General features: G+C 46.5%; 18 protein-coding genes. 9 read left to right on the top strand and 9 right to left on the bottom strand.

Translation table 11 applies throughout. The annotated features are described in order from the left end of the window. Window positions 1-206: 206 nt before the first annotated feature. Window positions 207-890: a hypothetical protein gene (locus tag QUA74_RS20540; RefSeq protein WP_333332976.1), complete on the bottom strand. Its 684-nt coding sequence runs from the start codon at window positions 888-890 to the stop codon at window positions 207-209. Between the two features lie 648 nt (window positions 891-1,538). Between QUA74_RS20540 and QUA74_RS20535 the strand changes: the two genes are divergently transcribed. After that, window positions 1,539-2,012, top strand: a complete 474-nt coding sequence (locus QUA74_RS20535; RefSeq protein WP_333332974.1) for a Coq4 family protein — start codon at window positions 1,539-1,541, stop codon at window positions 2,010-2,012. 29 nt (window positions 2,013-2,041) lie between these two features. Continuing rightward, a complete protein-coding gene (locus QUA74_RS20530) occupies window positions 2,042-2,266 on the top strand; it encodes a response regulator transcription factor (RefSeq protein ID WP_083888111.1) in 225 nt (74 codons plus the stop codon). 149 nt (window positions 2,267-2,415) lie between these two features. On the opposite strand, the gene QUA74_RS20525 is transcribed toward QUA74_RS20530, so the two are convergent. The 3 genes from QUA74_RS20525 to QUA74_RS20515 all read right to left on the bottom strand — a co-directional run bounded on the left by QUA74_RS20525 (window position 2,416) and on the right by QUA74_RS20515 (window position 5,380). Continuing rightward, window positions 2,416-3,312: an alpha/beta hydrolase gene (locus QUA74_RS20525; RefSeq protein ID WP_333224203.1), complete on the bottom strand. Its 897-nt coding sequence runs from the start codon at window positions 3,310-3,312 to the stop codon at window positions 2,416-2,418. 217 nt (window positions 3,313-3,529) lie between these two features. Continuing rightward, a complete protein-coding gene (gene dacB / locus QUA74_RS20520) occupies window positions 3,530-4,972 on the bottom strand; it encodes a D-alanyl-D-alanine carboxypeptidase/D-alanyl-D-alanine endopeptidase (protein WP_445302163.1) in 1,443 nt (480 codons plus the stop codon). Window positions 4,973-5,053: 81 nt separating this feature from the next. Then, a complete protein-coding gene (locus tag QUA74_RS20515) occupies window positions 5,054-5,380 on the bottom strand; it encodes a (2Fe-2S) ferredoxin domain-containing protein (protein WP_333332970.1) in 327 nt (108 codons plus the stop codon). Window positions 5,381-5,625: 245 nt separating this feature from the next. Here QUA74_RS20515 and QUA74_RS20510 point away from each other — a divergent pair, with 245 nt between their 5' ends. The 3 genes from QUA74_RS20510 (at window position 5,626) to QUA74_RS20500 (ending at window position 8,679) form a co-directional block, all read left to right on the top strand. Continuing rightward, the gene (locus QUA74_RS20510; RefSeq protein WP_333332968.1) at window positions 5,626-6,087 is read left to right on the top strand and encodes a CBS domain-containing protein; all 462 of its coding nucleotides are present in this window, start codon (window positions 5,626-5,628) and stop codon (window positions 6,085-6,087) included. A gap of 119 nt (window positions 6,088-6,206) precedes the next feature. Then, window positions 6,207-6,881, top strand: coding sequence for a phycobilisome degradation protein NblB (nblB, locus tag QUA74_RS20505; protein WP_333332967.1), 675 nt, complete (start codon window positions 6,207-6,209; stop codon window positions 6,879-6,881). 508 nt (window positions 6,882-7,389) lie between these two features. Then, window positions 7,390-8,679 carry a CAP domain-containing protein gene (locus QUA74_RS20500; RefSeq protein WP_333332965.1) on the top strand — a complete coding sequence of 430 codons (1,290 nt, stop codon included), beginning with the start codon at window positions 7,390-7,392 and terminating at the stop codon, window positions 8,677-8,679. Between the two features lie 190 nt (window positions 8,680-8,869). On the opposite strand, the gene QUA74_RS20495 is transcribed toward QUA74_RS20500, so the two are convergent. After that, window positions 8,870-10,510, bottom strand: coding sequence for a bifunctional diguanylate cyclase/phosphodiesterase (locus tag QUA74_RS20495; protein ID WP_333332963.1), 1,641 nt, complete (start codon window positions 10,508-10,510; stop codon window positions 8,870-8,872). Window positions 10,511-10,955: 445 nt separating this feature from the next. On the opposite strand from QUA74_RS20495, the gene QUA74_RS20490 reads away from it, so the two are divergent. Beyond that, window positions 10,956-11,486, top strand: a complete 531-nt coding sequence (locus QUA74_RS20490) for an adenylate kinase (protein ID WP_333332961.1) — start codon at window positions 10,956-10,958, stop codon at window positions 11,484-11,486. Window positions 11,487-11,583: 97 nt separating this feature from the next. On the opposite strand, the gene murQ is transcribed toward QUA74_RS20490, so the two are convergent. Both murQ and QUA74_RS20480 read right to left on the bottom strand, forming a co-directional pair. Beyond that, window positions 11,584-12,498, bottom strand: a complete 915-nt coding sequence (murQ, locus tag QUA74_RS20485) for an N-acetylmuramic acid 6-phosphate etherase (RefSeq protein ID WP_333332960.1) — start codon at window positions 12,496-12,498, stop codon at window positions 11,584-11,586. Window positions 12,499-12,752: 254 nt separating this feature from the next. After that, window positions 12,753-13,127: a DUF3110 domain-containing protein gene (locus tag QUA74_RS20480; protein ID WP_333332958.1), complete on the bottom strand. Its 375-nt coding sequence runs from the start codon at window positions 13,125-13,127 to the stop codon at window positions 12,753-12,755. Window positions 13,128-13,585: 458 nt separating this feature from the next. On the opposite strand from QUA74_RS20480, the gene QUA74_RS20475 reads away from it, so the two are divergent. From QUA74_RS20475 to QUA74_RS20465, 3 genes are all read left to right on the top strand, one after another. Then, window positions 13,586-20,251 (top strand): translocation/assembly module TamB domain-containing protein, encoded by a 6,666-nt coding sequence (locus QUA74_RS20475; RefSeq protein ID WP_333332956.1) that lies wholly within the window; start codon window positions 13,586-13,588, stop codon window positions 20,249-20,251. 117 nt (window positions 20,252-20,368) lie between these two features. Next, on the top strand, window positions 20,369-20,734 hold the full coding sequence (locus tag QUA74_RS20470; protein ID WP_333321168.1) for a hypothetical protein: 366 nt from the start codon (window positions 20,369-20,371) through the stop codon (window positions 20,732-20,734). 139 nt (window positions 20,735-20,873) lie between these two features. Next, window positions 20,874-21,845 (top strand): Rpn family recombination-promoting nuclease/putative transposase, encoded by a 972-nt coding sequence (locus QUA74_RS20465; RefSeq protein WP_333332954.1) that lies wholly within the window; start codon window positions 20,874-20,876, stop codon window positions 21,843-21,845. 71 nt (window positions 21,846-21,916) lie between these two features. Here the strand turns inward: QUA74_RS20465 and QUA74_RS20460 are convergent, their stop codons facing one another. Together QUA74_RS20460 and QUA74_RS20455 are read right to left on the bottom strand one after the other, a co-directional pair. Next, window positions 21,917-22,420: a DUF2243 domain-containing protein gene (locus QUA74_RS20460; protein WP_333332952.1), complete on the bottom strand. Its 504-nt coding sequence runs from the start codon at window positions 22,418-22,420 to the stop codon at window positions 21,917-21,919. 18 nt (window positions 22,421-22,438) lie between these two features. Continuing rightward, complete coding sequence (locus tag QUA74_RS20455; protein ID WP_333332950.1) at window positions 22,439-22,648, bottom strand: hypothetical protein; 210 nt, start codon at window positions 22,646-22,648, stop codon at window positions 22,439-22,441. Between the last annotated feature and the right edge of the window lie 174 nt (window positions 22,649-22,822).

Genomic DNA, 22,822 nt, shown 5'->3' with positions numbered 1-22,822 from the left:
AACTTATCCCAACAGAATTGTTTTCAAAATACTCCTTGTAAACTGGATTCATGTCTTTTGGTAAGCCGCGTGGCTCTGACAGCAGAACTGGGAGCATCTCATATTTGTAAAAATACTTCTTCTGGCTCCTTCCTTCTGCCTCTTGCCTCAAAACTCCAATTTCTAGCTTGGCTGCTTTTATTGAGATGCTCCCTACTTACGATAACTTATTCAGGCATAGAAACTGGCTGAACGTATTGAGAATTAGCGCGCACATAACAGTTTTGTCTTGTCCGCAACCAGGGTTGACCGTTCGTCATCGTAATCGCATTTACTCCCCTGAGTTCAGCAGCAATTGTATCTCTATCCGCGCGGTAAACTTGTTGAATGGCTCCGTTTGGCGTCTTACGGCAGTTGAGTTGTCCATCTCGCGACGTGACTCGCCAAGCAGGCCAAGTTGCAGAACCAGCAGTTTCAGTCAACCAAGTATTAGAATTGCTAGAAGTATAGTCGCCACTTGCATTAGGACGCGGTAAAGGTTCGACTAAATTTACTTTAAATGTCTGGCCAATAGAAGGACAATTTTCTCCTGCTTTCACCTTCCAAGTAACTTCGGCTCCCAATTGGCTGCTTCTTCCAACTTGACGCCTGACAATGGCAATATCTCCAGAACAAACAATTTTTCTGCCAGGGCCGGTCGCACTGTCTTTGAAAGTCCCATTGTAATAGTAAGAGCCGGCTGCTCCTTCGGAACGGGTAATTTGAATATTGCCCAAAAATTCCCGATTGCCTACTTTGGTCAAGTAAAAACCTCTGCGATTGTTCCCTTTTTCTGACAAGTTTAAAGTAGTTTTACCGTTAGGATTAACATAAGTCGTAGCGCTAGCAGCACCGCACCAAATCAATGACACAACTCCTGTGGATAACAAAATGGAAAGTTTTTTCACAGCAACACCTTGTATGAATCTCTACTTTATTTGTAGCTGTTGGTGGAAATGCTTGACCAGTCGCTCAAATGAGTGACACTCATTTGAGCGACATTCTAACGACATACGGGCAATCGCCCATGATTGCCACGACAAATTCGGCAACTACGGGGGATTGGCACTACGGCGTAATTCCGAAACATCAACTCTGCATAACTTCACCTTGCTTCAGCTTGCTTCAACTCTCTTCACTTGTATGCACCTGCATCACGATGCCTGCAAGCTTCCACTTCTGCCTCATTGCAAGTTCCAATAATTAGCAGCAGAATAAATTTATATACGTAAGTAAAGGGGTTCCAATGACCGCTAAATAGTGTGGATTTTACGGATGCCTCCCGGTGGGTCAAGTTGGGATTCCAAAGACTAGGGCGATTTTTACAGATAGCAGATTTCACATCTAAGAAGGTTTGTAAAGAAATGTAAAAGCTCCTGATAGCCGATTGCTTTGATAGAAAGTACGATTTTTAAGCTGAGTCGGTAAAAAAAGTCGTCTTGATTCAGCGCAAAAATGAACTTGACAAACAAAAATTAATTTGCTCGAAACTTAAATCATTGTTGAAGGGAGAATAAATTATGGCTGACGGTCAATTAGGAGTTATATTAAAGATGGCTCAAACAATTAATCCTCAAATTGAGAGCGATCGACATTTTGAAATAGACTTGGCAAAGTTGCGCCAACTGCCAGCAGGAACATTAGGGTGCGAAGTGGCGCGATTTCTAGACGAACAAGGCTTTGAGCCGATCGCATCGGGAGACTGGATTCAGCGAAACCACGACGTGTGGCACGTTCTGACTGGTCTTTCGGCTTCAACAGAAGATGAATTTATACTTCAAGCGTTTACTCGCGCTCAAGTATTTCGCCCTTCTTGTGCGATTTTAGTGTTAGTTGGACTGATTAGCGGCAAATGCGCGATCGGACAAATTATCAAAGGCTTAAAACACGGAAAATTAGCCACTCAGTTAATTAATTGGGACGTTGCATCTGATTGGGAAACTCCTTTATGTGAAGTTCGAGAAAAACTCGGAATTCTACCCTTAATTGATTAGATTTTAACTCGTTACCTCATTGCAAAAGTATGCAAAGCACAAGTTACAAACCGGAAATTAGCCTGAGTCCACGGGAAAGAGCGATCGCGCAATTAGTAGCCCAAGGGCTGCCCAACAAATGTATTGCCAAAAATTTAAATATCAGTCACTGGACGGTTGCTACTTACGTAAGGCGGATTTTTATCAAACTCGGTGTTTGTTCCAGAACTGCGATGATTGCACTGCTGATCCAAGAAAATTTGCTCTGGGACTGATCAATAAGTAGGGTGCGTCAGCTAGCTTTAATTCTCTGGTAATCCAGAAACTCTAGGCACGACGCACCCTAAAAAAAACCTATCCCTAGACAGATGAAAACCCGGTTTAGCTGTAAAACCGGGTTTTAATTTGCAATGTTTAAAACTTTCTATGCCAAAGCCAAAGAAGGAGAAGAATTTCTCAGAAAACTCAGCAATTCTCGATTCACCGTTTGCGGCGCTTCCTGCTGAATCCAGTGACCACAGTGAGGAACTAATTTCAACTTAAACGGAGCCGTAATTAATCTGTCTAAACCTTCTACAAGTTTGTGGCTCAAAAACGCATCTTCTTCTCCCCAAAGCACCAAAGTAGGCACTGTCACAGGTTCTAATTTCTGCCCCAAATTCCAAAGCCTCTGCGGATGAAACATCTGCCGGTAATAATTGATAGCGGCGGCTAATACTCCCGGCTTTTCTAAAGCAGTCTGATAAATCTTAGTTTCCTCAGCGCTAAAAGCTCCTTTGCGAACAGCTTGTCCTTGGAAAACATTGTGCACAAAATCTTTCAAATTTTGCCGGATCAACCATTCGGGAATGCCGGGAACCTGAAACGCCAAAACGTACCAACTGCGGCGGATTTGATCTAAATTGCTCGCCATTTCCTGCACGAATCGCTGCGGGTGCGGAGCGTTTAAAATTGCCAAGCGGTTGAGTTGTTCGGGGAATTTTTGAGCTAAGTGCCACGCAATCGCCCCTCCCCAATCATGACCTACAACGTGAGCTTTTGTATAACCGAGGCTCGCAATCAAACCGCGAATATCCGCGCTCAGCGTATCTAAATCATAGCCGCTTTCCGGCTTGTCGGAATCGTTGTAGCCCCGCAAATCCGGCACCACAACCTTGAAATGACGCGCTAAAGCAGGGATTTGATGACGCCAAGAGTACCAAAACTCTGGAAACCCATGCAGGAGGAGAACGAGCTCGCCTTCTCCTTGAGAAACGCAGTGGAGGCGGATGTTGTTGGTTTCGACAAAGATGTGTTGCTGTTCGGAATCGAAAGAATTCATAGTTGGAAAGTTAGACTTATTTTCGGGAAGTACACAACCCGCCGACTGGTAGCAGGCTAAAACGTCCCAATGGTGTTAATTTTTCTACTTTTATTGTAGCTGCTTTTCGATCCCCGCCGCTGCAATCTAATTAAAATTAAAACTTGTAGGGTTTTGGGGTGTCCTGTGTTTTAGGTGTAACTACTGAGTTCAAGTTTATCACCTTAAATGTATTGTTTTAACAGCGACGCAGGCGATTCAATAATAGCACAATTTCGTCAGTTGCCGATCGCATTTTTGCAGTCGATAGGTCAGATTGATTGACGATAATGCTAAACACCAGCGGCTCGTAATTCGGAACTTCGATATATCCCGACAGCGCCGAAACTCCGCTCATTGTTCCTGTTTTTGCTTGCAAAATTACGCGGTTTGGTGTAATATTAAAACGATTTTTCAAAGTGCCGCTCTCGCCAGCGATCGACAGTGACTGGCGGTAAATCGATGCAGCAGGTGAATTAGCCATCAATCTCAAAGTTTCCACCAAGGCTTCTGGAGTAATTAAATTGTGCCGAGACAAGCCGGAACCGTCGGCTAATATGTAGCTGTTTGGATTTACTCCTAATTGAGTTAAAACTGTCTCTAGCTCTTTCAAACCGCTTTCACCTGTATCCTCTTGTGGCACTGGCATCTTGTCTGTAACTTTTCCCAGCAATCTCAATAACACTTCTGCATAAAGATTGTTGCTTTCGCGATTAGTTTCTCTCACCAATTCCGCCATCGGGGGCGATTCAACGGTCGCTAATTCTTGATTTAAATTGCGAGAAGCAGATGCAACTAAAGCCTGTTTAACAGGAATTCCCTCTGCTGCCAGGGCTTGTTGAAAATACTGCAAAAAATTATTAGCGGGGTTGACAACTGCGACATAAGCTGATTCAGGTTCCCCACCAACTTTCAACTGTCCGCCCACTCGAATTATAGGTCGATCGAACTCCCGGCCAACTTCAATAAACTCGGATTCGTTTTGAGCGACGGTAACAGTATTGTTCTGAAGTTGCCACTGATTTGCCAGCTTTGCTTCGGCAAAAGTAACTTTCAGAGGTTGCCCCAGAGCCTGTGGGGACAAAAGAAGGTCGATCGCGTTTTGATTGAAAATTAAACTGTTAATTGGCGCTCCGTAGCCAGCTTGCGCGTCTTCCCATTCCCAATTCGGATTGACTGCACTGCCTTGAAAATAGCTGTCATCGCCAATCAACTGGTTAACTTGACTGATTCCCCGCTGCTTCAACTGCTGCGCCAAAGATTTCAACTGAGCCTCAGCAATGCTCGGATCTCCCCTGCCGGCAACGTACAAACTCCCATTTTCGCCGCTGTAAACCGATGTCTTAATCCGAAAATCTGCACCGAGTTTCTGCAAAGCAGCGGCTGTAGTTAGCAGCTTGGCATTTGATGCTGGAATAAAATATTTTTGGGAGTCGCGGCTGTAGAGAGTAGTAGTAGAAGATAGAGGTTGAATCAAAATGCCCCAGCGCGATCGACTAAATTCGGGACGGTTGGCGATCGCATCTACTTGCGATCCCAATTCCCCAGGACAAATATCCCCAGAAACCGCCGACGTTTGAGCAGTAACCGCCGACGGACGCCCCAGAACTAGGACTAACAAACTAAGCGCAATTCCTTGGATTTTCAAAGTACCAGTTCCTTAACAATAACTATTAAAATTAGATACGCCCGATCTTGGAAGTTTCACCGAATCAAGTCAATATTAATAATAATAACGCGCATGAATTCTCGGATTGAACAGCGCCTCTACAGGTTTTCCCTCTTTGAAGTGCTCTTCCACAATTAACAGTACATCACTCGGTTTAACTCGACAATACCAAATTTCGTCCGGGGTAACTCGTACAGTCGGGCCAGTGGTGCACTGTCCCTGACAGCTAGTAGCCTCAACTTTCACCCCTGCAACTTGTTGAGCTTCAAAAGCAGCTAGCACTGCTGCTGAACCATTTTTCAGGCAAGATAGATACTGGCAAACCAATACACAGCGCGCTTCTGGTTGGGAGCCTGGTTCTGAGGTTGGAGATTCTGGCATTGGTAAGGATTTATCTGCTCTTTAATATATCTTAACAATCTTGGCAGGTTGATCGCTCGCCAGAGGGAGGCAAACGGCCGAATTTTATAGTGCGATCGAAAAAAACCGCAAAATTCTGGCATTCAAACTTTTTCCTTCTTTACTACCTTCAAACCAATCCTTTCAGCAGAGTTGCCTTTCTTCAGTCTGTGTCACGCTTTGCCTATATGATCGATTTAGAGCAACAACTCAATCAACCGCTAATCATGCCAAAAACAGTAGCCGATGTAATGAGCCGCGAGCCGATTTTGGCGCGACCAGAAATGCCCTTGAACGAAGCGATTAAAATTTTAGCCGATCGACGCATTAGCGGTCTTCCCGTCGTAGATGAGAATGACTTGTTGGTAGGAGTCATCTCCGAAACCGACTTGATGTGGCGCGAAACCGGCGTAACTCCCCCCGCTTATATCATGGTGCTCGACAGCGTGATTTACCTAGAAAATCCAGGTCGTTATGAGCGAGAACTCCACAAGGCTTTAGGGCAAACAGTAGGAGAAGCGATGAGTAAAGAGCCAGTTACCATCGATCCCGACAAATCTCTCCCAGAAGCTGCAAAACTAATGCACGATCGCAGCATCCACCGATTGCCAGTAGTCGATGCTGCGGGCAAAGTAATCGGCATCCTCACTAGGGGAGATATTATTCGAGCGATGGCGGCCGAGTCTTAATTAACTTTTGCAGTTCCAGGACTGTATCAGAAAACGAGCCGATCGCTCTTTCAATCTGCGAATTTTTGGCAATGGCCAATTACCAAATCTAAAATCTAAAATCTAAAATCTAAAATCCGATGAGCATTACCCCTGAGTCTGTCGAACAATTGCTGAATTCCGAGGATTTTGGCGAAAGACTGCGAGCAGTCAACCAACTGCGGCAACTAGAACCCGCGATCGCCTATAAACTCATTCAAATTGCGATCGGCGACAAAAACGTCCGGGTTCGCTACGCAGCAGTCAGCCAGATATCAACCCTCGGTACGCAGAATCTGCCGAACGCTTTAGAGGTACTGCGAAACAGCCTGAACAACGACCCCGAACCCGACGTGCAAGCAGCAGCAGCCGATGCTTTGGGCGCATTGAAATTAACCGATGCTTTAGAAGATTTGCAGCAAGTTTATAGCAGTACCTCTGAATGGCTGGTGCAACTGAGCATCGTCGCGGCTTTGGGAGAAATGGGAGATCCGAAAGCCTTTCCCATGTTAGAAAATGCCCTCACTTCTGAAAACGAATTGATCCAAACCATTGCCATCAGCGCATTAGGTGAATTGGGAGATAAACGGGCGCTGCCGCTGCTGCTTCCCTACGCTTCCAATGCAGATTGGCAGATCCGTTACAGAGTCGCCCAAGCTCTGGGGCGGTTGGGCGGTAAAGAAGCAGAGGCGGCTTTGGAAAATCTCGCCAAAGATGAGGTTGAACAAGTTGCTCTGGAGGCTAAAGCAGGACAAGAAAATAGTTTGAAATCTTGAGATTGCTTTGGCGATCGCGAACAACCCTGCGCGGTTGTGAATTTTGAATTTATTGAGATTTTTTTGTGAGGATTCTACTAAAAACTCTGTTCGCGATCGCACACAGAATTCAGAAACCCGGTTTCTTCCTATATTTGTCGTTCCTCTCTGCAAAACTCGTAGAAACCGGGTTTCTAGCCAGCCAGCCAGCGGGCTGGGTGCGTAGCGCAAACCTTACTAATCAGGAAAAATCTAAAATCTAAAATCTAAAATTGTATTGATGCCACGGGCGATCGCAAATTCCTTTGAAACTCTCCTTAAATTCGAGCGTACTCTTCGCTTTCCCAACCAGAGCCGGGATCTTGACATCCGCACTTTGAGAACAGCTATAATCAAGATAGATAAAGCAGCGGCAGGGATTAATACAAGTATTTAATGTTGCCCAGCTAGCTACTGATCGGGGAAACTATCGTTAAGACGGTAAGCCATCTACCAGCAAAACCATGTCTTAAAACTCTCGATCATCCCCATGCTTGAACTACAAAATTCCGGTTCTCAGTCCTTGGACATTTTTACAGGAGAGCGATCGGCCTCTCAAGTAGCACCAACTTCAACCAATCAAAACTTTATTTATAGAGTTTTAGAACTTACCAACTTAGAACGCAGTAAATTAGGTTTGTCGCCGCTAACCTTAAATACTCAGTTACTAAATGCGGCGGAAAATCACAGCCAAAACATGGCACTGCAAGACTTCTTTTCGCATACCGGAAAAGATGGTTCGTCATTCACCAGTCGCATTACTACAACGGGCTATCAATTCTCAGCGGCAGCAGAAAACATCGCTGCGGGATCTTCTACACCCGAACAAGTTGTATCCTCTTGGATGAACAGCAGCGGCCACCGGACTAACATTCTTAACCCCAATCTCAAAGAAATTGGGATTGGTTACTATTTCTTAGCCGACGATACTGGCACAGAAAATTTCAATCACTATTGGACGCAAGTTTTTGCGACTTCTCTTGACGGTAGTGTCAATCCCGCACCGACACCGACACCTACTCCCACGCCTACTCCCACACCTACTCCCAACACATTGGTATCGATTACTTCGCCAATACCCAATGCTACAGGGGACGGCAGCCCGACGACAGCACCCAAAAATACAGCCAGCGACGGCAATTATTTCCTATCAGATAGTGCCGATATTCAAATACCGACAAATGCTGCGGGATTGCCAATTTTTGCCCTTTCCGGCAAAGACAATATCATGGGGGGAGAAGGTGCTGATAGCATTAATGGAATGCAAGGTGCGGATACAATTAATGGCGCAGGAGGCAATGACAGCTTATCCGGCGGCAAAGAATCCGATTTGATTGATGGCGGTGTTGGCAATGATTTTATCAGCGGCAACAACGATAACGATCGACTAATCGGATCTGACGGTAACAATACTATTCGCGGTGGCAAAGAAGATGATGTCTTGATGGGCGGTAACGGTGACGATTTGTTGGCGGGCGATCGCGGGCAAGATATTTTGACCGGCGGCGACGGAAATGATACGTTTATTTTAGCAGGAGGTTTGTCTGCTTCGGCTACTTTAATTAGTGCAGATGTGATTACCGATTTTGGGGCTGCGGATAAAATAGGTTTGACTGACGGTATCGGATTTGCAAATTTGACTTTTGAAGCTGTGAGTTTGCAGTTGGATGGAGGTGCAAGCGTCGCTTCTACGGCGATTAAGTCTGGTAGTAATTATTTGGGAATCGTGCAGGGTGTAAGTCAAAGTCAGCTTACATCTTCTGTTTTTGTTAACGCCTAAAAAACAGCATACCCAGATTCCCGACTTCTTGGAGAAGTCGGGAATCTAAAAACGAGAGCGCTTTACGATCGCATTACCAGTGACAGCCAATGGTTCAGCTTAGGAATGAGAATTAAATAACTTCCACAAGTTTGTGGGACGCCCATCCCACAATAACAATTAAAATTGTAAGTTATTTAATTCGCGCTCCTTAAATGTGGCCGGCAAGAGCGAGAGATGCTGCATCAGACTGAAACGACTCGTTTAGCAGTTTGGCGATCGTGTCAGCGTTAGCAGGGCGACTGAAGTAAAACCCTTGACCTTCATCGCAGCCTCGCGCTTGCAGGTAGTCACGCTGCTCCTTGGTTTCAATACCTTCTGCGGTGATCGTTAATCGCAGACTTTTTGCCAGAGCAATGATCGCATCAGTAATGGTGGCGCTGTCCGGGTTAGACAGTACATCTTGGACAAAGGATCGATCGATCTTGAGCATATTAACCGGAAACCGTTGCAGGTAGTTGAGGGAAGAATAACCTGTGCCAAAGTCGTCTAGGGCGAGGGACACGCCAAGTTCTCGCAGTTGCGTTAAGGTTTTGACCGATCGATCAATGTCAGTCATCAAGGCAGTTTCAGTCACTTCCAGTTCTAAATACGCAGCTTCGAGTTCCGTCTGGGCCAAAATTTGGCGAACCATCTCAACCAGATTCGGCTGCTCAAATTGTCGAGCCGACAGATTCACCGAAATCCGCAGGGCTGGCAGCCCAGCCAGTTGCCAGCTACGGGTTTGAGCGCAAGCCGTTCGCAAGATCCATTCACCAATGGGCACGATCTCGCCATTGGCCTCGGCGATCGGAATAAATTTTGCCGGAGAGACCAAACCCTCTGTAGAATGCTGCCAGCGAACCAGCGCCTCCGTTGCTGTCACCTGTCCGCTGTGCAGGTCGATCAGCGGTTGATAGTAAACCAGTAGTTCGTTACGCTCCAGCGCTCCGCGCAGGCTATTTTCTAGGGCCAGTCGCTCCTGTAACTGAACGTTCATTTCTGGTGAATAAAACTGATAGTGACTCCGCCCTTGCTGCTTTGCCTGATGAAGTGCGAAGTCGGCTTGCTGAAGAAGTTTCTCTACAGAATTTGTATTTTCTAGATGGTTCAATGTAATGCCAAGACTGGCAGTGATATGGATCGGGTTGCCGTTGATAGAGAAAGGTTTGACCAGCGTACTCAGCAGCAATTGGGATAGCTTGACCACACTCTCCAGTGAGGGGAGTTCGCTGCGAGCGATCGCAAACTCACCATCGCCCAAACGCGCCAAGACATCTGACCGATCCATGCACTGTACCACCCGTTGGGAAACGGCTCTAATTAGTAAGTCGGATATCCCAGGCTCCAACGCATGGCGCATCCCTGTGAAATCATCGATACCCAATACCAGCACTGCGACCAAGGGTGAGTCATTTTGAGATCGGGTTTGATTCAGGCGATCGCAGAATAAGTCACGATTTGGCAATCCAGTCAGTTCATCGTAGTGGGTAATGTAATGAATCAATTCATCTAGTTTGTAAAGCGTTTGTGAGGAATTTGCCATCAGCGTACCGACTTCATCAGTAAACTCTGTGGGTAATTTCGGCAATGTTCTTGTATCGAGGTAGTTTTGTAGAGCCTCCGAGGTTAAGATTACCGGAACCAGGAGGTAGCGTAGCGTAGAAAGCGTTACTGCCGTACCCGCTAATGTCGCCAGCAGAGCAATCAGCAGAACCCGGACTGATGTCTCTACAGAGTAAGCGTTTGAGGTAAGAAACCAGACCATTAAGGTTAGCAAAGGAACGTGCGTGCCTAAAAATGCAACCACCATAATTTTGGCAGTGTAGCTTTTTTTAAGCCAGGGGAGATGCCCCAAGAATGAGTATAGGTTAAGGTTAGGCTTTGGTTGCATAGGACTGGGTTTGAAATTTCAAAGTGGGTAGAGTATCCAGCAGTCTCGTACTAGGTGCGTTGGCTTCAGAAACGGCTTTTTTAACTAAGGAGCGATCGCCTTAGATGTGACAGATATTTTACAAATCGATCGACAGACAATACCGGGCCGCGATCGCTTGTCTGATAAAATATCCAAGCGATCGCCAAACAACAAATATATATACTGACCCTAATCGCCTTTCTCAAAAACGTCAATGATCTGCGCCAAAAATCACCGAAATTGAGTTTTTTGAAACCTATAAATTAGATGTACCTTTAGCTTTTATTCCGCTACTGATAACTAATGACTAATGACTAATAACTAAATTACTAAAAGGGGAACTATGAAAAAAGTAGCCGTGTTTGGCAACACTGGAGGCGGTAAATCAACTCTCAGTAAGAGATTATCAGAAATCACTGGTTTGCCACTTTACGCCTTGGATAAGATTCAATATCAATCTGGGGGCGCTGAGGTTCCAAATGAAGAATATAAGCAGATCCATGAGAAAATTTTGGCTACTGACCGATGGATTATTGACGGGTTTGGTTGCATGGAAACCGTCTGGCTTCGACTGAATGAGGCGGATAGTCTGGTTTTTGTCGATTTACCGTTATACGTGCATTTTTGGTGGGTGACTAAACGGCTGATTTCAGGTAGCTTTATACCGCCAGAAGGCTGGCCTGAAAACAGTCCGATATTGAAGAGTTCAATTAATAGTTACCGCGTTCTTTGGTTGTGTCACAAGTATTTGACTCCCAGATATCGCGAGTATGTCGATCGCGCTCAAAATACCAAAAGTGTTTATCACATCAGATCCACTGAAGAGATTTCACAATTTTTTGAATCGATATTGCAAATGACTAATGACAGATGACTAATGACAAATAGACCTCTCCAGAAATTAAGTTTTTGCCCAGACAGTGCAAGGGTTTGAGCTCCTTTTTTGGAGAGGTCTAATGACTAATGACTGACTAATGACTAATTGATGCCACAGCCGATCGCAAATTCCCTTGAAACTCTTCCAAAATTCGATCGCACTCTTCCTTCTCCAAATTAGTCCAGTGCATCATCAAAGCTAATTTAACAGACTTGCCGCTTTTTTCGAGCAAAAAACCCGCCTCATCCCGGTTTAAATCAGTCAAATCCTGCAACATCCGCACAGCCCGATCGCGCAATTTCTTATTAGTTACTGCCACGTCAACCATCCGATTGCCGTACACCTTCCCCAGCTTCACCATTACCCCAGTCGAAAGGATATTCAAAGCCATTTTTGTGACTGTACCGGCTTTCAAGCGCGTCGAACCCGCCACTACCTCCGGGCCAACCAACAACCGAATATCAACATCAGCCTCAAAATTCACTTGTTCGACGGGTACGCAGGCCATAAACACAGTCTTCGCCCCCCGCTGGCGCGCCGCCTGCAAAGCGCCCGCGACAAACGGCGTCGTACCTCCAGCCGTAATCCCGACAACCACATCTAAGTTGGTAATGTGACGGTGGGCGATCGCCTCAGCCCCATCCTCAGCCCGATCCTCCAAATCCTCCGAACTCCGCACCAAAGCCCCCGCACCCCCGGCAATTATGCCCTGTACGAGTTCTGGCGGCGTACAGAAGGTGGGGGGACACTCAGCCGCATCCAGCACCCCCAAGCGCCCGGAAGTACCCGCACCGACGTAAAACAGGCGACCTCCTTGACGTAGAGACTCGGCTGCAATGTCGATCGCTTGGGCTAACTGTTCGCGGGCACGGGCGATCGCGCTTAAGGTTTGGGCGTCTTCGCGGTTGAACAAGTCCACTAATTCTATCGAACTGAGTTGGTCTAAATTCTCGCTGTTGGCATTCACCTGTTCCGTCAGTAGATGCCCTCTTTCTTCTAAATTTTTCATATTTTTTGATTAGTCATTTGTCATTTGTCATTTGTCATTGTCATTAGTCGTTATCATTAGTCATTAGGTGTACAAAATAGGGTAAGCATTGCCTGCCCGCTGGTGAGCTTGGTGAAGTCGTGACTCAAAGGCTCGAAATTTGCGGTTCTGGCGATCGGCTAAATCTACTTCCGAGAGAGAGGCAATTACCCATTACCCATTACCCATTACCCATTACCCATAACTGCTGACTAATGACTAATGACTAATGACTATTACAAAAGTCCTTCGAGTCGGCGGCGAATAGAATCCAGTTCGTTTTGGGAAACCTCAGAATCAGGCTCGGGCTCGGACTCGGACTCCGGCTGCCACTGAGTCTGTGTTACATTGTCTTCTGGGGGAATAGCCAGCGCGCCCGCGGGCACAAGTTCCCAATCATAATCAACACTGTTGCAGAACTCCTTAATTTCCTCCTCGTCGATCGCCTCGACAGTGGGCTCCGGGAAATCCTGAGCTTCCAACATCACGCCAAAGCGGGTGGCGTCGTCTTCTGACTCAAACATCAGAACTTTGTTGCGATCGCCGAGTTGAATGGTATGAATTCCCTCATTCTCGGTGCGGGCATTGAAGAGTAAGACGAACACTCGCATAAGTTTTAAAGACCTTCTTAACCACCGTTTTTTTATCTTAGAAGCGATCGGGCAACCGATTTTAAATTTTATATTTTAGATTTTAGATTGACCACCGATCCTGCACTGGCGGGATCGAAAAGAGTTGGGGCATTTGGACGACTTGGTTTGAAATTTTAGATTTTAGATTGACCACCGATCCTGCACTGCGGGGGGAATCTAGAGGATTTGGGAGAGTTGGAGGACTTGGTTTTAAGTGGTGTTGCGTGTTTTGATTAAGTTCGGTAAAGGTTTCTGGAGTTTACCCTGGAGTGGGGGCGTGCCTTTTGCCTGCGATCGATCCTGGGATCGGCACTTCCTACCTCACTTTTGAGTCTACCAAAGGCAGAAGCCACCCTGGCGAATCACAGAGATTATACCTGTCTAAAATCGGCTGATTCCCTATAATTTCTGAATTCTCTGATTTCTGAGAAACACCCATGACTAACTCGGACGATAACAAAAATCAACTCGCACCCCGTCCCCACCGCCGCTGGTGGCGTCTGGTGCTGCTTAGCGGTACGGGATTGGGCATTATCGCCTTGGTTGGGGCGGCGCTAGGATACCAGTGGGTGCGGGAAAAGTTAGCTCCCTTGGTGGAAACTGAAGTCAGTCAGTTGCTGAAGCGGCCCGTGCAACTCGGACGTTTGGAGGGATTTTCTCTGACAACTTTGCGCTTTGGTCGATCGACTTTACCTGCAACTCCTACCGATCCGGATTACGTTTCTACAGAAGCAGTTAAAGTGCAGTTTTCGGTTTTGCAACTGCTCTTCACCCGCACTCTCAAATTAGATATTACTTTAGTTAAAGCCAACGCTTATATCGAACAGGATGCTAAAGGCCGCTGGGTTAATCTTCCAACTGCGGAGCAGAAATCTCCGGGTTTATTTAAAACAGAAGTTGAAGCATTTCGAGCTGAAAATTCCGTCGCAGTTTTGGTACCGAGTCCCGCAGTCGGACAGAAAACTTCGGCTCCGATTTCTGTAAGCGTGAAAAATGGCAGCGCTCTATTTCGCGACCAAAATCAGCGCGTTCTCTACGAACTAAACGGTCAATTTACTAATAGCGATAATTTTATAGTTAAAGCTGATTCTATGTTACCTGCGGCTCAAACTAACGTACAGTTGCAAGGTCAAAAATTGCCTTTGCCCGACCTCGCTCGCTTGCTCAAACTTCCCGGCATTTATTTACAAAAAGGTCTTGCTAATGGCAACTTAACCGTGCAATTGCGAGACAATAAACTATGGGGAATTACCGGAACCGCTAGTTTTGGAGGAGTGCAAGCGAGTATCGCTCCGCTGAAACAAATTATACAAAATAGCAGCGGTCAGTTGCGGTTTCAGGGAACTAATGTGATTGTCGATAGTCTGGCGGCTAATTACGGTCTAATTCCGCTTAGAATAGCAGGAACAGTTGCAACTGGAACTAATTTTAATGTGGAGAACGCTAGCTTCAATCTGACAACTAACGTGCAACCAGTGGCTTTCGCAAGTGTTGTCAGTGCGGTGGAGACAGAGTTAGGGAAGAAAGTAGTATGGCCCGTTGCTGTTGCGGGGGAGGTGAAGGCGGATGCCAAGCTAACTGGAACCGTTGATCTGCCGGTGCTGACAGGTGTGATAGCCTCGACAAAACCCGCTACAGTCGATCGACTGCAATTAAACAATATTAGCACTAATTTCAAATTGGAACGCGGGAGAATGGCTCAAATCCCAACTCCCAATTCTCAATCTTCTATTCCCCCGTTTTCCTCTTTAGCATTGACTTTGAGCGATATTTTGGTAGTGCCGGCGGCGGGTGGTAAAATTGGCGGGAAAGGTGAAGTCGATATCAGGTTGGGAAGTGAGAATTCGCGATCGGGTTTGGTGTTTGACCTCCAAGCTGAAAACGTGCCGGCCGATGCGATCACCCAAATTTACGATCTCCCGATTCCTGCTACTGTTCAAATTGGCAATGTCTCCGCCAAAGCTCAAATTTTCGGCCCGTTAGACAACATTCAAGCTAGAGTTCAATGGCAAGCACCGCAAGGGACTTTCCCCGCTGCGGGCGAAATTCGAGCCGGAGGCAATTCGGTGGATTTGCAAAATACGGTTGTGAAAATTGGCGACGCTTCCGTTAACGTGGATGCTGCGTTAACAGGCCGTCAGTGGCAAGCTTTGATCGAGGGCGATCGCGTAGCCCTGAACAGTTTGCAGCAAGCCCTGCCAGACCTTAATTTGCCTCCTGAACTAGCCGGTTTGTTCAGCGGAACCGCCGAAGCTGCGGGAACTTTGGACGATTTGAGTTTAAATGCGATCGCTGCGACGGGCAAAGGAACGCTGAATATTGCTGACAGTATTGTTGATGTTAATGGTGAACTCGAATCGGGTAACTGGCAAGTTATTGGCAACACTGAAAAAGTAGCTGTCAATCAATTGATTGATATTGGCTTGCCGTTTTTAACACGGGAAACGACCGCCAATCGGGAGAATCTAGAATCTAAAATCCAAAATCTAAAATCGCTCGGCGGGCAGCTAGCAGGTGAATTTCAAATTGCGGGAAATGTTGACAATTTGACTGCTGACGCAATCAATGTTACTGGCAACGGTAGACTCAATTTTGCCGACAGCAATGTCAATTTACAAGGAGAATTGGTAGCGGGAAACTGGCAAGCAACAGCAGAAACAGATCGCACTTCCATCAACCGCTTGGTAGATTTGACACTGCCGATTTTAGATGTGGCTTCAGCATTCAATACCGAAAATCAGCAATCTGCAAATCTCAACAATCTAAAATCCAAAATCCAGAATCTAAAATCGATTGACGGACTGCTATCGAGTCAATTTACAGCATCGGGAAGTCTTGACAATTTGACTGCTAGCAGCATCAATGCCAGCGGCAGCGGCAGACTCAATCTTGCCGGCAGTGATGTTAATTTTAAAGGAGAAGTGGTAGCCGGAAACTGGCAAGCAACAGCACAAACCGATCGCACTTCCATCAGCGGCTTAGGAGATTTAGGAATACCGCTGTTAGATGTTGGCTTAGCTTTCGCTGCTGACAATCCCCAAACAGTCGCCAATATCAACAATCTAAAATCCAAAATCCAAAATCTCCAATCGCTTGACGGACAAATATCCAATGAAATTCAAGCCAGTGGCAGTCTTGATAATTCAACCGCCCCCGAGATAGGCGTCAGCAGCAGCGGCCTACTCAATATAGGGGACGGTACTCTTGCTTTTAGAAGTAAATTAGAAGGCAGACGCTGGCAAGCTTTCGCCGATGCTGATCGAGTTATTCTCAGTCGCTTAGAACAAACAATCCGCAATACCCAACTCTTTACCCTAGCGGCGACTTTGCCTAAAGGATTTGACGGCAGAGTTAACGGCGAATTCCAAGCAGCGGGCAGTTTGGATAACTTGACAGCAAAGGGAATTAGTGCAAGCGGAGAAGGAGTGATTGTGGTCGATCGACTCGGGGCGATCGATACTACGGCCAAATTAGAAAACGGCAACTTGCAAGCATTGCTGGAAACGAACGGAATTGCCGTCAGTAATTTAGAACAAACCCTCAAACAAACTGGTTTGCTGACAGCGGATTTACCGCCAGAAATTAACGGAACCCTCGACGGCCAAGTCCGCATTTTGGGAACAGTAGATAATCTAACAGCCAACAACATCACCGCCAACGGCGACGGACAAATTAGACTCGCCAACGGCGGAGGAATTGTCAATGCTAAAGGCAGCGCCGCATCGGGGAATTGGCGCGCGTCAATCGAGGGCGAGCAAATTGCTCTAAGTCGCTTCCAGCAAGCCTTTGAGTCGCAGCGACAAAGCTTGCAAACCGGAGGGGTAGTCTCCAGTACCCAAAATCTCCCCCAGCTTGGAGGACTGTTTAACGGCAATATCAATTTATCCGGCGCGATTGCCGGTTCCCTACAAACAGTTCGCGCTGGGGGAAGTTTCCGCATCTCGGAATTGCCGTTTTTGAAACAACCTTTTGAGGCAGTATTTAATTGGGACGGCAAACGGGTGGAAATTGAGAACGCCACAACTCCCGGTTTGACAGCAAACGGCTTTGTTAACGTCGAACTCGAAGGTAAAGGAGGGCCCTCAATTTCCAACTTAGATTTGGATGTCAAACTCGCCAACTTTAACCTGGAAGCCTTACCAGCAGAACAGTTAGGATTTTTGTCGGCAATTGCGGACAAAAATTCCTCACAGCAAAACTCACCCCTGCGCGGCAATGTCGATTTTACCGGCAGCCTCACCGGAACCCTCGCCGCCCTCAGCTTAGTTGGCGACGTGGAAGTTCGGGATTTAGCAGTAAATCAAATCGCTTTTGACCCGGTATTGGCGGGGAGTGTGAATGCGGATGCTGGGAAAAGTGTAGATTTGCGTTTAACCGGCGCCAGCGACAAAATTCAAGTAGCTTTAAATCAATCTTTTCTGCCGACATCTTTCTTAATTCAACGCGGGGAATCTGTGGCTAGCGGCCAAACCGAGGGAGAAACTTTGCGAGTTAATTTAAGCGATTTTCCCCTGGCTGCTTTGAATCTATCGCCGGGGAAAGAGGCTGGTTTGGGGCCGATAACCGGTACGGTTTCGGGACAAGTAAATGTGCCTGGTTGGAAGCTGCCGTTAAATCCGGCGACTTTGCAAGCAAGCGGACAAATTGCGATCGCCCAACCTGCGATCGGCTACATTAAAGGTGACAGTTTCCAAGCCGAATTCAGCTACGCTAACGGCAGCGCCACTCTCACAAATGGCATATTCCGCCAAGGCAGCGGTCAATACTTAATTTCTGGCAATGTTCAAACAGGCGCAAATCCGCAATTTGCCGGGAAAGTTAACGTCCAGCAAGGCAATTTGCAGCAGGTTTTAACCGCTTTGCAATATTTCAATTTAGGCGACTTGGCTAGAGGCATAAAACCTCCCGTTTACGGTGACAGTGGCGACGTGCAAACTGTAGCAGTGGGAGAACCAGAAGCCCCGCTAATCGAACAGTTGCGCCGCTTGGCAGAAATAGAAGTAATTTTGCAGCAGCAGCAGGCAGTGGAAGCATCAGAAAAATTGCCTCCCTTATCCCAATTGCAAGGCACTTTTGGTGCGGAAATTGCTGTAGCCGGTTCTTTGCAAACGGGTGTGGAAGCTCAATTTAATGTGAAAGGTGATAACTGGCAGTGGGGAGAATATGTCGCTGAAACGTTCAGCCTTGAAGGCAGTTTTCAGGACGGGATTTTAACTGTTTTGCCTTTGGAAATTCGATCGGGCAAAAGTGCGATCGCCTTTTCGGGACAACTCGGGCAAAAATCTCAATCCGGGCAGTTGCGGGTAGAAAATGTGCCGGTGGAAGAGTTGGCAAAACTGGTGGAATTACCTTTTGTGGATGTCACGGGAAATTTGAATTTGCGGGCGAATTTGGCCGGCAGTTTGGAAAATCCGCAAGCCACCGGGGAATTGAGTTTGCTTGAGGGCACGCTAAACGGAGAACCGATTAAACAAGCCGACGGCAGTTTCAGTTACAGCAACGCCCGCCTGAATTTTGGCGGCAGCGCTTTGGTAACTCAAACCGAACCAATTGAAGTGCAGGGAAGTTTGCCTTTTGAGTTGCCGTTTGCAGCGGTGAAAGCTGATAGCAATCAAATTGATTTGAGGGCGAATTTGCAAAATGAAGGTTTGGCAATTATTAATGTATTGACTCCGCAAGTTGCGTGGGTCAGCGGCCAGGGACAGGTGCAAATTCGCGTGGGAGGGACGCTGCAAGACCCGGTAGCGCAAGGAATTGCGAATTTTGAAAATGCAACTGTCCGCGCGAATGCCTTCCCAGAACCGCTGACAGGGCTGACTGGGACGGTGCGCTTTGAGGGCGATCGTATTCGGGTAGAGGGAATTCGGGGACAGTTGAGTCAGGGACAAGTTGTCGCCCAGGGCGTGATTCCGTTGTCTGTGCCGTTTGCGGAGGGTGATGTCGATGCGGATAATCCTTTGGCTGTGAATTTAGACAAGTTGGCAGTGAACCTCAGAGGATTGTACAGCGGCGGCGTTGTCGGTCAAGTGCAAGCAAGGGGCACGGCTAGGCGCCCGCAGTTGAGCGGTAATATTGAACTGTACAACGGTGAAGTATTTCTCCGGAGTCCCGGCGGCGGCACAACTGACTCAGCTTCTTCCTCTTCTGGTTCTGATTCTGCTTCCACATCTTCTCCTTCCGCTGCGACTGAGGTTTCTGATTCCCCTACAACTGAGGTTTCTGCTTCTCCTGCGACTCCGACTTCCCCTTCCTTTGAAGTTGGATTGAACGATTTGCGGCTGAATTTGGGCCGGGGAATTCGGGTAACGAGTGCGCCGATATTGAGTTTTCAGGCGACTGGGGGCTTGACGGTGAATGGAACTTTAGATGACCTTCGCCCGGAGGGTACGATTCGGTTGACTTCCGGGTCGGTGAATTTGTTTACGACGCAGTTTAGACTCGATCGAGGATACCCGCAGACTGCTACCTTTGTACCAACACAAGGACTCGATCCGACGCTGGATGTGAGATTAGCAACTTCGGTGCAGGAAGTAACGCGGTTCCGCATTCCCGGCACATCTGTAGCTTCTGAAATAGCAGACGAACCGACAAGTTTCGGCAATGTGCGGAGTGTCCGAGTTCAAGCGTTAGTGCAGGGAAGGGCTTCTCAGTTGGGGGAAAATCTGGAGTTGAGGAGTTCTCCGAGTCGATCGGAAATAGAGATTGTAGCGCTGTTAGGCGGCAGTTTCGTGGAGACTTTGGGACAGGGAGACAGTACACTGGCGATCGCAAATTTAGCTGGTGCGGGTTTATTGAACAACCTTCAATCTGCGGTTACAAACGCCACAGGATTGAGCGAATTTCGCTTATTTCCCACTCGGATTAGAGGGAACGAAGCACAAAGTGCTAGTTCCAGTTCTGGTGCGGGTTCTCTCGGCTTAGGTTTAGAAGTTGGGTTTGACATCACGCGCAATATTTCAGCATCAATCATTCGAGTTTTGTCAGCAAATCAACCGACAGAATTTACTGTGCGTTATCGATTGAGCGATAAACTTTTACTCAGGGGTTCGAGTAATTTTCAAGGAGACAACCGCGTCACTGCGGAATATGAATTGAGGTTTTAGGCATCAGCAAACAGTCAACAGTCAACAGTTACCAATTTCCAAATAATTTGCTATAATAGTAACAGCAGCAAATTGGTACTGCTAACCCCACACACAAGGTTATAGGAGTTAAGTCAAATGGCAAACAAACTCCAAGTTAATACACAGTCGATCGGCTACAGCGACTTTTACTGGAACCGCTTTAGTCCGAGAGTTGCGACTATCAGCAGTGTCCGCAACGCCAATCACTGGGAGGGCGGATTTATCACCTATATTGCATTTCCCACAAAAGTAGAAGCTACAGCAGCAATGAAATATTTGCTCTTGCATCAAAAAGCTGCTGATGTCGATATGCGGAAAGCCAAGCGAATGAAAGCAAAAGGCATTCGGTGGGAACTCAAAATTCGGGGTTTAGCTTTTAATGAAGTGCTGAAACTGGCAACAATGGATATAACTGGAAAGCTAGTTATGTCACCTGCAACTACTACTGAAGCCACAGGCTGATAAAAGCATTCAGATAACAGGTTGGGTTGAGACAACAAAACCCAACCCTTCCAATATTTGTCAATATCCATCTTCCTCTCTTTTCTCCTCCTCTGCGTCCTCTGTGCCCTCTGCGGTAAAAAAAAATCCTCTAAAATATATGCGTTTCATCAGTCCCAAAACAGACTTTGCATTCAAAAAAATATTCGCTTCTTCCGAACATCCAGAAATTCTCATCAGCTTTCTAAATGCAATGCTGTATAACGGAGAACCAACAATCCAAGAATTAGAAATAATTGACCCTTATTCAGCCGGAAGCGTTACAGGATTGAAAGACAGTTACCTGGATGTCAAAGCCAAGATTACCGGCAACAAAACCGTGATTGTGGAAATGCAGGTACTCAACGTTGCCGCCTTTGAAAAACGGGTAGTGTACAATGCAGCCAAAACCTATTCAACTCAACTCAAAGCGGGAGACGGTTACTTAAGATTAAATCCAGTCATTGCTTTAACCATCACCGACTTGATCTTATTTGAAAACACCGAAAAACTAATTTCCAATTTTGAATTCACAGAAACCGAAGAGAAATTCGTCTATCCCAACTGCGAGTTAAAATTAGTGTTTGTCGAGTTACCGAAATTCAAAAAAGAATTGAACGAACTTGAAACTCTGCCGGAAAAATGGATTTACTTTATGAAAAACGCGCCCTCTTTGGAAGCAGTACCAGAGACATTGGAGTCTGTTGAAGAGATTAATACCGCGCTGGAAATTGCCAACCGAGCTAATTTGACAGTCAAAGAAGCGGCAGATTTGGACAAGCGAGAAATGTTTATCCAAGATCAGCTTGGATCTGTAATGAAAGGGATAGAAATTGGTATACAACAAGGAATCGAACAGGGAATACAACAAGGAATCGAACAAGGAATCGAACAAGGAATCGAAAGGGGTAAAATTGAGGGGGAAATAGGATTAATTATGCGTCAGATAGTGCGGCGGGTGGGTGAGGTTACACTGGAAGTTCAAACTCGCATCCAGGGGTTATCTGCGGAACAGTTAGATGATTTGGGAGAGGCTTTGTTGGATTTTAGGAGTCAAGAGGATTTGATTGCGTGGTTGGAGTCTGCGGGATGAACTGATGAGTTAAAAAGAGAGGCAGGGATTTTTAACGCGGATTTGGTAGAATTCCCAATCTCTGCATTCATTTAAACTTTAGTATCTGCGGGAACTTCACTCTGTACCAGCATCCAACCTAACAGCGCTAAACTAACTCCAAGAGCGAGAAATCCTAAATCCCAAGCTAACTCGTTGATACCGGGTTTGACGTGGTGGATTCCCAAAATTTGATGGTCAACAATGCCTTCAACAAAGTCAAACAATCCAGCACCAATTAATATTGAACCGAAAAAAGTTTGAGTTGACAAAGGAACATCTTTGCGCTTCACAGCACTCCACAAACAGAGGATTCCCGCTACTGTTACCAACCAATCCGCAGCGTGAAACAGTCCATCTCCGAGGGTATTTAATTCTAAACCGCCAACAGTAGCATCGGTTTTAACGCTGCTAAACATATGGTGCCACTGGAGGAGTTGATGGATCACAATGCCGTCAAAAAAGCCGGATTGACCGATACCGAGGAGAATTCCTGCGATAATTAGAGGTCGGCGGTTGTTAACAGGGGTGGCTGGTGAGTTTGTGCGATCGTCCAATGGAAAACCTCAGATTATTTAACTGCTGAGTCTGGGTCGGTGAAGGGATTTGCCAATACATTTTTTAGTTTTGCTGGGGAGGAGGGGCGATCGCATCATCCGCGAGATAGATTTATCGAGTAAAGTGCGATCCTCTTCGAGGGCTTCGCTAACGCGCGTTGATTTTTGATGGATGATTGGAAAGTGCGATCGAATCTTGCCTGCAATAACTTTTACAACACCATCCACATACTAATTGATAGTTTTCATTACATTAAACCTCAACATATTTGCATAAAGTCCTGGCTTCAGGAATAGACGAACCAGATTGACGCAACTCTTCTAAATCAATACTCCGGACAGTTTTTAAGCAGCCAAAGTACCATAAGACAAGACTGAAGAAAGATTAGGATGGTTTAAAAT

It is taken from the genome of Microcoleus sp. LAD1_D3, from assembly GCF_036702135.1.
In the GTDB taxonomy this organism is placed as follows: domain Bacteria; phylum Cyanobacteriota; class Cyanobacteriia; order Cyanobacteriales; family Microcoleaceae; genus Microcoleus.
The sequence above is the reverse complement of the archived record's forward strand: the minus strand, read 5'-3'. Positions and strand labels throughout refer to the sequence as shown.